Source organism: Cellulomonas oligotrophica (genome assembly GCF_013409875.1).
Classification (GTDB): Bacteria; Actinomycetota; Actinomycetes; order Actinomycetales; family Cellulomonadaceae; genus Cellulomonas; species Cellulomonas oligotrophica.
Genome location: NZ_JACCBK010000001.1, coordinates 2,678,513 through 2,689,167, shown reverse-complemented (window position 1 = coordinate 2,689,167; position 10,655 = coordinate 2,678,513). Strand labels below are relative to the sequence as shown.

The 10,655-nt window shown below is 78.6% G+C and carries 10 protein-coding genes; all 10 read left to right on the top strand.

All coding sequences use genetic code 11. The annotated features are described in order from the left end of the window. Positions 1 to 76 precede the first annotated feature (76 nt). The 10 genes from BKA21_RS12210 to BKA21_RS12165 all read left to right on the top strand — a co-directional run bounded on the left by BKA21_RS12210 (position 77) and on the right by BKA21_RS12165 (position 10,647). Positions 77 to 439, top strand: coding sequence for a hypothetical protein (locus BKA21_RS12210; protein WP_179625366.1), 363 nt, complete (start codon positions 77 to 79; stop codon positions 437 to 439). Between the two features lie 27 nt (positions 440 to 466). Continuing rightward, a complete protein-coding gene (locus BKA21_RS12205) occupies positions 467 to 868 on the top strand; it encodes a UCP033725 family protein (protein ID WP_140459374.1) in 402 nt (133 codons plus the stop codon). Between the two features lie 215 nt (positions 869 to 1,083). Then, positions 1,084 to 2,139: an FHA domain-containing protein gene (locus BKA21_RS12200; RefSeq protein WP_140459373.1), complete on the top strand. Its 1,056-nt coding sequence runs from the start codon at positions 1,084 to 1,086 to the stop codon at positions 2,137 to 2,139. Next, positions 2,136 to 3,248 carry a DUF6177 family protein gene (locus BKA21_RS12195; RefSeq protein WP_140459372.1) on the top strand — a complete coding sequence of 371 codons (1,113 nt, stop codon included), beginning with the start codon at positions 2,136 to 2,138 and terminating at the stop codon, positions 3,246 to 3,248. The genes BKA21_RS12200 and BKA21_RS12195 overlap by 4 nt, the downstream gene beginning before the upstream one ends. Continuing rightward, positions 3,232 to 3,483, top strand: coding sequence for a hypothetical protein (locus tag BKA21_RS12190; protein WP_179625365.1), 252 nt, complete (start codon positions 3,232 to 3,234; stop codon positions 3,481 to 3,483). The genes BKA21_RS12195 and BKA21_RS12190 overlap by 17 nt, the downstream gene beginning before the upstream one ends. Continuing rightward, positions 3,480 to 4,793 carry an EsaB/YukD family protein gene (locus BKA21_RS12185; protein ID WP_170209030.1) on the top strand — a complete coding sequence of 438 codons (1,314 nt, stop codon included), beginning with the start codon at positions 3,480 to 3,482 and terminating at the stop codon, positions 4,791 to 4,793. Before BKA21_RS12190 ends, BKA21_RS12185 begins: the two co-directional genes overlap by 4 nt. Then, positions 4,793 to 5,641 carry a hypothetical protein gene (locus BKA21_RS12180; protein WP_140459370.1) on the top strand — a complete coding sequence of 283 codons (849 nt, stop codon included), beginning with the start codon at positions 4,793 to 4,795 and terminating at the stop codon, positions 5,639 to 5,641. The genes BKA21_RS12185 and BKA21_RS12180 overlap by 1 nt, the downstream gene beginning before the upstream one ends. Continuing rightward, on the top strand, positions 5,638 to 9,600 hold the full coding sequence (eccCa, locus tag BKA21_RS12175) for a type VII secretion protein EccCa (RefSeq protein WP_140459369.1): 3,963 nt from the start codon (positions 5,638 to 5,640) through the stop codon (positions 9,598 to 9,600). Before BKA21_RS12180 ends, eccCa begins: the two co-directional genes overlap by 4 nt. Beyond that, positions 9,590 to 9,976 (top strand): hypothetical protein, encoded by a 387-nt coding sequence (locus BKA21_RS12170; protein ID WP_140459368.1) that lies wholly within the window; start codon positions 9,590 to 9,592, stop codon positions 9,974 to 9,976. Before eccCa ends, BKA21_RS12170 begins: the two co-directional genes overlap by 11 nt. Next, positions 9,973 to 10,647 (top strand): hypothetical protein, encoded by a 675-nt coding sequence (locus BKA21_RS12165; protein ID WP_140459367.1) that lies wholly within the window; start codon positions 9,973 to 9,975, stop codon positions 10,645 to 10,647. Before BKA21_RS12170 ends, BKA21_RS12165 begins: the two co-directional genes overlap by 4 nt. Positions 10,648 to 10,655 lie beyond the last annotated feature (8 nt).

Below are 10,655 nucleotides of genomic sequence, written 5' to 3'. Positions count from 1 at the left end.
CTCGCTCCCGCCGGGCGCACCGATGGAGGAGGGCTTCGAGCCGGACCCGCTTCACCCTGACACGGGGATCGGCGCGGTGTCGTGGCAGGAGGTCGAGAGGCTCTACGAGGTCGAGACCTGGATCCTCGGCCCGGACGGGTACCCGTTGTTCCTCACGAACCCCTCCTTCGGTGGCGACGTGCTCGACGTGGAGTGGTCGCCCCACAAGACCCCACCTTTCACGGCTTTCACCACCGGGCGACCGCCCTACCTGAAGGAGGAGCAGCGCGAGTACCGCACCTGGGGACGGCTGCGCACCGACCAGGTCACCGACATCGTCGAGGTCGTCCACGACCTCGACCTCACCGAGTGGTCCACGCCCCGCCCCCCACGCACGACCCTGCCCCCACCCTCACCTCCCGGCCCGGCCAAGGTGCTGCGCCTCGGGCGGCGGCGCTGAGCCGGTGGGCTCTGCGAGGATCGACCGGTGAGCGCAACGGGCGGGCAGGTGCGGGCGTCCGGCCCGTACGCGGAGCACGGCGGGCAGACGTGGGCGATCGTGTCGGCCAACAAGCCGCAGGTGCGGCTCGTCGCCCCCGAGGGCACGCGGCCCCCGGGGTTCGACGACCTCGCGTCGGGCCGGTGGACGCGGCTCGTGCCGCGTGGTGACGTGGCCCGCATCGTGCGGGTCACGACCCGTGCGCGGTGGCGCGGGAACGACGTCGAGGTCGTGCAGGTGCGCGACGGGCGGTGCCGTGTGCAGGGGTGGACGTACCCGCCGCCGGCGGAGCCCGAGGTCGGCACGCCGGAGAACACCTACTGGGAGGCGTGGGTCGACGCCACGGAGCTCGACGCGGTGGTCGAGCAGGTCGACGAGGTCCCGCTCTAGGCGTGCCGTGCGACGCTCGACGGCAACCGCGGCGGTCCGCGGCGCGTCATCGGTCCGCCGGGGCGGGTGACGCGTCCGGGTGACGGCGCCGGGCCAGGAGGGCCCCGTGGGTGGCTCGCCCGTATCCTCCTGGATGCGCACGGGTACGCGGGACGGCGCGACCACGACGTGGCCGACGGCAGCGTGACGACCAGGACGACGGGAGGCACCGGGGGATGACGGACGGCTCGGTGGTCTCCTGCGGGGTGTGCGCGGCACCGGTGCGGGCGACCGCGCAGGTCTGCCCGCGGTGCGCGTCGCCGCTGCTCGGCGCACGGGCGGACCTGCCGCTGGCGCTGGCGGGCTGCGTCCCGGCCGGTGCGGCGTCGCGGGTGGTCGCGGGCCTGGCCGACGCGGTGCTGGCGCTGACGCCGCTCGCCGCCGGGGCGGTCGTCGCTGTGCTGGTCGGCGGGCCCGGCCGGGCCGTGCCCGCGGTCACGGGTGCCGTGCTGACGGCCGCCCTCGTGGTGGCGCTGGTCGCGGCGTGGGTGCGGACGGGCCGGACCCCGGGCCTCGCGCTCACCGGTGGGCGGGCGGTCGACACCGTGACGGGCCTGCCGCCGCGCGTGGCCGGGGGCCCGGCCCGGTGGGTCGGGGACGTCGTCGTGGTCGACGTGCGCGCCGGTCGCGACCCGGCGACGACGTCGGTGCTCGGCGGCGGCGACGCGCACCTCGAGGCGCCGCCCGCGGTGACGCACGGGTACCGCGCGCCGACGGTCCCGTCCCCGGTCGTCGCAGCGGACCTGGCCCCCGCACCTGCCGTCCCCGCGCCCGTGCCGCCCGCCCCGCCCGTCGTCCCCCCGCCCGTCGTCCCCCCGCCCCTCGACGCCGCACCCGTCGACCCGGCACCCGTCGATCCGGCACCCGTCGCTCCTGCGCCGCGACCGGCAGCACCCGCACGCGGTGCACGCCTGCGCCTGGACGACGGCGGCTCGGTGACCGTCACCGGCACCACCCTGCTCGGTCGCAACCCCGCACCGGCGGCGGGCGAGCCCGACGCCGACCTGCTGCCCCTGCATGACCTGAGCCGCTCGGTGTCCAAGACGCACGCCCGGCTGCGCTGGGACGGTCGGATGCTGTGGGTCGTCGACCGAGGGTCGACCAACGGCACCGTGCTGGAGGTGCGGGGCAGCCGCACGCTGCTGCGCGCGGGGCACGAGCTCGTCGCACCCGTCGGCTCGCGCATCGTGCTGGGCGACCGGGTGCTGACGGTCGAGGGGGCCCAGCCGTGAGCGCACCCGACCCGCGCACGGCCGGCGCCACGGCGGACGTCCGGCCCGCGCCGCCGCACCCGTACGTCGACCGGTCGTCGCCGCAGGTCGTGCTGACCGAGACCCGCGCGACGGTCGCGTACCTGTCGGAGGGCCGCGCGGACCTGCTGGTGCGCTGCGTCGAGGCCGGCCGCCGCCCCCTGCTGGTGAGCGACGAGGTCACCCGCCTGACGTACCCGATGCGCGAGGCGCTGCTCGACGCGCGCGGCGCGTGGGTGGTGCGGGGCATCGACGGCACGCTGCGCGACGGCATCGACGGGCGCCGCCTCGACGCCGTCGCCGACGCGTTCACGACGCCTCCCCCGCAGGACCCCGCGGACGTCGCGGTGCGGTTCCTGCGACCGTCGACGCCGCAGGCGACGCAGCTCGTCGTGAGCCTGTCGGTGCGGCACAAGGCCGCGGCGACGACCGTGCTGGGCGCGACCGCCGAGCTCCTCGCGACCACGCTGACGGGGGCGCCGCCGACGGGGTGGGGGCTGCACGAGCCCGCGGGGCTGGCGTGGGACCGCGCCGCGATCACGCAGACCGCGCGCGAGCGGATGCCGCGGGACACGACGGTGGTCCTCGCCGGGTCGGTCGCGCACCCGCTGAGCGGGACCCTGCGCGCGACGCGCACCGCGCACGGGCTGGAGGAGACGACGCAGCTCGTGCTCGGCGTCGGGGCTCCCGGCTCGCCCGCCAGCGCCGCCGCGGTCGCGTCGCTCGGGGACGTCGCGGGCACGCTCGCCATGCAGCAGATGCCGCTGTTCGGTCTCGTCATGGGGCGGCAGGGGCGTGCGGACCTCACGTTCGGCTCCGTGCTGGAGGCCCCGCCCGTGCCCCTCGGCCTGCTGCTCGGCCCCCCGGGCGTGCGCGAGTTGGCGCTCGACGTCGACGACGCGGTCGCGCGGCTCGGGGCGCGCGTCGTGGGGCGCCCGCGCGTGCCCGGCCTGTGGTTCGCGCTGGGCGGCCCCGACCAGGACGGGTGGGCAGCGCTCGACGCGGTGACCGCGTGGCTCGGACCCGAGCGGGTCCGTGCGGCGTTCGGCGTGGCCCGGCCCGAGGGGGTGTGGCGTGCCTCGCGACAGTGACGCGATCCTCCTGGAGTCGGTGCGGGTCCACCGCGCCCGCCTGCGCGCGGCGTTCCTGCACGGCGACCTTCGGGCGCGCCGCACCACCAACGACAACGTCCGGCGCGTCGTGGGCAGCACCGTGCTCGCCGCCGTCGTGTGCGCGGGCTGCGCCGGGTACGCGTTCGTCCAGGCGAACGCCGGCTCGCTGCGCGGCACGACCGCGACGGTCCCGACCTCCGAGGTGAGCCCGTGACGTCCTTCACCCGCCTGACGCTCGTCGGCCAGACCCGGCGCGCCGAGGTCGTCGTGCCGTCCGACGAGGGCTTCGCGGCCCTGCTGCCGCAGCTCCTCGACCTCGTCGACGAGGCGCCGCGGCTGCAGCCGGAGACGACGGCGCTCGTGCGGGCCACGGGCGAGCAGGTCGACCTCGCGCTCGACGCCACCACCCAGCAGCTCGCCGACGGCGAGGTGCTGCGCGTGGTGCGTGCCGCAGCAGCCCCGCCGCCGCCGGAGGTCGCGGACGTCACGGACGTCGCCTCGGACGAGCTCGCGGCCCGCGCCGACCGGTGGGACGTCGACGTGCGCCAGCGGGTCGCCGCCGTGGCCGTGGCCGTGGCCGTCGCGGCGGCCGGGACGGTGCTCGTCGCGGCCGGGCAGGAGCTCGCCGCGGCCGTCGGCGCCGGTGCCGTCGCCCTGCTCGGCGGCGCGACCGCCGCGGGCGTGGGCCGCTCGGGCCGCGTGCACGGCGCACGGTCCCTGACCGCCGCGGGGCTGGGCGCCGCGCCCGTCGTGGGTCTCGGCGTGGCCGGTGCCGGGCTGCTGCCGGCCCTGCCGTCCGCCCTGGTGGCGGCCGCCGTCGCCTGGTGCGTGCTGGCGGCCGGTGCGGGCGTCGGCGGCCGGGACCGCGGCACGCTCGCGGGTGCGCTCGCCGGTGCGGGGCTCACGGTCCTGCACCTGGCCCTGCGCCTGCTCGTGCCGCCGGTGGCCGCGGACGCGGTGGTCGCGGTCGTCGCCGCCGTCGCGCTGGGCCTGCTGCCGGGGTACGCGATGACGGCGTCGGGCCTGACCGCGCTCGACGACGCCGTCCTGGACGGCGCCCTGCCGGCGCGGCGGCGTGTGCAGCGCTCGCTCGACGACGCGTACCGGGGCCTCACGTGGAGCACGGTGGCCGTCGCGGCGAGCCTCGCGACCGCGGCCACGGCGCTGCTGGTCTCGCCCGACCGGGGGGCGACGTCGCTGGGTGCGCTGGTCGTCGCCGTCGCCGCGCTGCGCACCCGCAGCCTGCCGCTCGCCGTCCAGGGCGTGGTGCTGTGGGCCGCGGCGGGTGCCCCGGTGGTGGTGGCCGTCCTGGTCGCCGGGCCGACCGAGCCGTGGCTGACGGCCGGCGCGCTGCTCGCCGCGGCGCTGGCCGTCGCCGTCGTCGCGGCCGCCCGCCCGTCCGGGCAGCAGCGGGCCCGCTGGCGGCGCACGGGCGACCTCGTCGAGCTGTTCCTCGTGGTCGCGCTGCTGCCGGTGCTCCTCGGCGTGCTCGGCGTGTACGGCGAGCTCCTCGAGGTGTTCTGATGCGCGTGCTCGAGACCGTCGCGCTCGCGGCGCGCGGCACCGGTCCGCTGGCGCGGCGGCTCGCGGACGCCGACGCGGCGATGCGCCGCCCGGTCTCGACGAGCCGGCGGGTCGGCGTCGTCCAGGTCGACGGGGGCGCGGGAGCGACCACGACCGTCGCCGGATCGGCCGCGGTGCTGGCGCGCCGGCGCGGCGGCGGGGTGCTCGCCGTGGACGCGGCGCGCGGCCCGGCGGCGCTCGGCGCGGCGCTCGCGCTGGACGCGCCGCTGCCGTGGACCACGGACGCGGCGTCGCTGCACGCCGGCGGCGGCGCGAGCCGCGGCTCGCAGGTGCGGGCCCGGCTGCCGCACGGCCCGACGGGCGTCGCGGTGCTCGGCGACGGGTCCGCGTCCGCCCCGTGGCCGCCCGACCCGCAGCGGTGGCGCGAGCTCGTCGACCCCGTCGGGCGGTTCTTCGACGTCGTGCTCACCGACTGGGGCGTGCGCTCCGACGCCGAGACCGCGCGGGTCGCGGCCGAGCACCACGTGCTCGTGGTCGCCACCCGCACCGAGCGCGGGCCCCTGGAGCGGGCCGTGGCCCGGGCTGCCGCGTGGGCCACGGCCCCGCACGCCCCCGCCGTGGTGCTGCTGGCCGTCGACGTGGCCCGCACGGGGGACCGGGACGCGTCGCTGGCGCGCGCCGCCGGGCTGACGACGCTGGTGGTGCCGCACGACGCGCACCTGGCGGCCCGTGACCCGCGCACCCCGACGGTCCCCGGGACCGCGGTCCGCACCGCGTGGTCCGACGTGGCGGCCCGCCTGCTCGCGCTCGCGTCCGACCCCGGCGCACGGCTGGGGGTCGACGCGTGACCCGCTCCCTCGTGCACCGGCCCACCCGGATGGTCCGGCCGCTGGCCGCACCCCCGCCGGTGGACGTCGCACCCCCGCCGCAGCTCGGCGAGAGCGCGGCGGGCGCGCCGCTGCAGGCGGTCTTCCCCGTCGTCGGGGCGCTCGGGTCGATGACGATGATGCTGGTCATGCGGCAGAACCCGCTGTTCGTGCTGATCGCGGTGATGATCCTCGTGGTCGCCCTCGTCGGCGGCGTCGGCATGGCGCTGAGCAGCCGCGGTCAGGCTGCGCGCACCCGCCGCTCGCAGCGCGAGCGCTACCTCGACCACCTCGAGGAGCTGCGCGCGGACCTGCGCGACGCGGAGCGCGAGGCCCGCGAGGCCGCGTCCACGGTGCACCCGGACCCGTACGCGCTGGTCGACGTGGTCCGCGACCCCGAGCGCCGCTGGGAGCGGCGGCGCGGCGACACCGACTTCCTCGAGCTGCGCGTCGGCACGGGCGACCGCCCCTGGTTCCGCCTGCACCTGCCCGCGGACACGAACCCCACGCAGCCGTACGACCCGGCGATGGCCGCGGAGGCGCAGGCCGTCGTCGCCCGCCACACCCGCGTGCCGCAGATGCCGGTGACGGTGCCGCTGGACCGGGCCGGCCACGTGGCCGTGGTGGGGCCGCGCGACGCGGGGCTCGCCGTGGTGCGGGCGCTGCTCACGCAGGCGGTCGCGCTGCACGCGCCCGACGACCTGCACGTCGCCGTGGCCGCCGCCTCCGGGCGCACCGCCGACTGGGCGTGGCTGGACGCGGCCCCGCACCTCGTGGACGAGCGGCTGCGCGACGGCCCCGTCCCGGCCCGGCGCGTCGCCCCCGACCTCGGACGCCTGGCGCGGGTCCTCGGCGGCGACCTCGTGGACCGCGCGCAGGCCGCCGCGCAGGCCCGCCGCGGCGGCGGAGCGGGCGACGCGTCGGCCTACGGGCCGCGCCTGCTGGTCGTGACCGACGAGCACGGCGAGGTGGCCCGTGAGCTGCCGACCCTCGACGCCGCCCTCGGACCGGCGGCCCTCGGCATCACCGTCGTGCACCTGCTCGCCGACCGGCGCGACGAGCCGTCGGAGGCGTCCGTGCGCCTGACGGTCGACGACGCGGGCACGGTGCTCGTGGAGGACCTGCGCGACGAGGAGCAGGCCGCGGTCCGGGCGGCCGTCGACGTCGTGCCCGTGCCGCTGGCGGAGGGCCTCGTGCGCACGCTCGCGCCGCTGCGCCTGACGGCGGCCGCGTCGGCGGACGACGGGCCCGGCGGCCCCGCGGGCGTGGCCGACCTGCTCGGCGTCGAGGACGTCACGGCCGTCGACGCCACCCGCACGTGGGCGCCCCGCTCCCCCGGCGACTTCCTGCGCGTGCCCGTCGGCGTCGACGACACCGGCGCCCCGCTGCTGCTGGACCTCAAGGAGTCCGCGCAGCTCGGCATGGGTCCGCACGGGCTGTGCGTCGGCGCCACCGGGTCGGGCAAGTCCGAGATGCTGCGCACGCTCGTCACGGCACTGGCGGTCACGCACCCGCCCGAGGACCTCGCGATGATCCTCGTCGACTACAAGGGCGGGGCCGCGTTCGCGCCGTTCGCCCGGCTGCCCCACGTCGCCGGGCTCATCGACAACCTCGCCGACGACGCGGGGCTCACCGAGCGGGCCCGCGCGTCCATCGCCGGCGAGGTGCTGGGCCGCCAGCAGCGGCTGCGCGACGCGGGCTCGCCGTCGATCACGCACTACCGCGAGCTGCGCGCCCAGCGGCCCGAGCTGCCGCCGCTGCCGCACCTGCTCGTCGTCATCGACGAGTTCGGCGAGCTGCTCACGGCCGACCCGGACTTCGTGGACCTGCTGCTGAGCATCGGGCGCATCGGCCGCTCCATCGGCGTGCACCTGCTGCTGTCGAGCCAGCGCATCGAGGCCGGGCGCCTGCGCGGCCTCGACACGTACCTGTCGTACCGCCTGGGCCTGCGCACGTTCTCCGAGGCGGAGTCCAGCGTCGTGCTCGACACCCCCGACGCGTTCCACCTGCCCGCGGTGCCCGGGTACGGGTACCTCAAGGTCGACACCAGCGTGTACACGCGCTTCCGCTCGGGGTACGTGTCCGGACCCGTGCCGAGCGGGGAGGACACCGGCCCGACGCCCGACGCGGACCGCCGCGCGTGGCTGCTGCCCCCGCACGGCGGCGTCGCGGCCGCCAACGGCGTGCAGGGCGCGTCCGCCGAGCCGCAGCTCGTGCGCCCGGCCGTCGGGGCGACCGTCGTCGACGTGGTGGTCGACCAGCTCGCGCACGCCGGGCACGCGACCCGGCCCGTGTGGCTCGACCCGCTGCCCGCCCGCCTGGCGCTGGGCACCGTGCTCGACGCGGCCGGCCCGCGCGGGCACCTGCAGGTCCCCCTGGGCCTGCTCGACGACCCGGCGCGCCAGCGGCAGGACCCGTGGGTGCTGGACCTCACGCGGGCCGGCGGGCACGTGGCCGTCGTCGGTGCGCCGCAGTCGGGCCGGACGACGCTGCTGTGGTCCCTGGCCGCGGGGCTGGCGCGCACGCACACGCCCCGGCAGGTCGCCGTCTACGGCATGGACCTCACCGGCGGCGGGCTCGCCCGCATCGAGGCGTTCCCGCACGTCGGCGGCGTCGCGACGCGCGCCAGCCGGGACCGCCTGCGGCGGCTGCTCGAGGAGCTGCACGGCATGCTCGCCACCCGCGAGCGCGCGCTCGCGGCCCACGGCATCGACTCGCTCGCGATGCTGCGGGCCGAGCACGCCGCGGGGCGGGTGCCCGAGCTCGCGACCGCGGACGTCGTGCTGCTGGTCGACGGGATCGGGGCGACGCGCACCGAGTTCGAGGAGCTCGACGACCCGCTGACGGAGCTGCTGCAGCGCGGCAGCGGGTTCGGTCTGCACGTGGTGGCGGCGATGACGCGGTGGAACGAGGTGCGGATGCAGTCGCAGCCGCTCATCGGCACCCGGGTCGAGCTGCGGCTGAACGACCCGTCGGACTCCACGATCGGCCGCAAGCTCGCCGGGACGCTGCGCGCGGACCAGCCGGGGCGGGCGCTGACCGACGCGAGCCTGTTCGCGCACGTGGCCCTGCCGGTGCTGGACCTCGCGGACGTCGGCGGCGAGGACGGGGACGGTGCGGGCACGGGTGCGGAGGTCGGGTCGGTCGGTGCGGCCCTCGTGCGGCTCGCGCAGGACAGCCGGGCCCGGTTCGGCGACGTCGCGGCACCGCCGATCCGGCAGCTGCCCGAGGACCTGGACCCCGCGCTGCTGCCGGACGCGCTGGACGAGCCGGACCGGGTGCCGGTGGGTCTGCGGCAGGACTCGATGACGCCGTGGCTGCTGGACCTCGCGGACCGGGACCAGCACCTGCTCGTGCTGGGCGACCCCCGGTGCGGCAAGACGACGCTCCTGCGGGCGGTCGTGGCCGGCCTGGTGGAGCGGGCGACGCCCGACGAGCTGGTGGTCGCGCTGTACGACCCGCGCGGCACGCTCGCCGACGTGTGCCCGGAGGACTACCTGGGCGGCCGGGCGACCAGCGCGCCGCTGGCCCTGGACCTGTCGGCGGCGGTCGCGCAGGAGCTCGCCGGCCGGGGCACGGGCGGCGCGGGCCCGCGGATCGTGGTGGTCGTCGACGACTACGACATCCTGGCCTCGGGCGGCACGGACCCGCTGCGCCCGCTGCTCGCGCACCTGCCCGCTGCCCGTGACCTGCGGCTGCACGTGCTGCTGACCCGCCCGGTCGCGGGGGCGACGCGCGCCATGTACGACCCGGTGCTGCAGGCGCTGCGGGACACCGGCGGCACGGGTCTGCTGATGTCGGGCGAGCGCAGCGAGGGGCAGGTGTTCCCCGGCCGCTACGCCGAGCCGATGCCGCCGGGGCGCGGTCGCCTGCTGCGTCGCGGCGAGCAGCCCACCCTCGTCCAGGTCGCCCACGTCCCCGGAGGTCCTCGTGCCGCGTGAGATCGTCCTGCTCGCCCCGGTGCCGCCGGGCACGCTCGCGCTGGTCGAGGCGGGTGCGGCCGTCGACCCGGAGCTGACGCTGCGCAGCCTGCACGAGGGCGGCGTGCACCAGGTGGTGCGGTCCGACCCGGACGACCCGGCACCGGAGGCGGGCACCGCGGTGCTGAGCCTGTCCCAGCCGCGGCGCGTCGACGGCCCGGACGAGGTGCGCCGGCTGCTGCCGGTGCTGACGGCGCTGCCCGGGTGGACCGCCGAGCCGTTCTGGTGGGTCGACGCGGTCGCCCCGTGGGGCGACGCGGGCCGTGCCGGGCTGGCGGTGGCGCAGGAGATGGCGACACGGCTGGGCGGGGTGTGCGTCGTGCAGGACGGCGAGTGACCGGGCCGACGCGGCGCGAGCTGCGCACCGGCGCGGTTCCCGCGGTCGCGGCGCCACCCCCGGCCGCGTCGTCCGGCGCGCCCGTCGCCCCGGAGGTCGCGCGGTGGCTCGCGGTGCCCGTGGTCGCGGGGGCGCGGGTCGTGGTCGCGGGCGTGGCGGGCGGGGTCGGGACGACGACGGTGGCGGTGCTCCTGCACCGCGCGCTGGGCGGTGCGCTGCTCGACCACGCGGGCGGGCAGGTGCGGGCCCGGGCGGGCGGCGGCGGGCGGGTCGCTGACCCGGCGTTCGTCGTCCACGACGCGGGGCCGCACGCGCTGACGCAGGACGTCGACCTGCTGGCCGACGCTGCGGCGGCGGTCGTCGTGTGCGGCGGGCACGTGCACGGGCCGGCCCGGGCGGGGGCGGCGCTCGCGGCGCTGCGGGCGGCGCACCCGGACGCGCACCGTCGCACGGTGGTCGTGCCCGTGGGCGGGCGGGCGGGGGTGCGGGTGCTGGCGGCCGCCGCGCGTGAGGTGCCCGCTCTCGCGGACGTCGCGGTCGCCCCGGTGCGGCGGTGGCACGACCTCACGGGACCCGGGCCGGTGCCGGCGGGCTCGCGCGCGGACGCCGACGCCCGGGCGCTCGCCGCGCACGTGGTGCGCGCCGCCCGCTGGGCGTCGGTGGTGGGCTGACCGGAGGC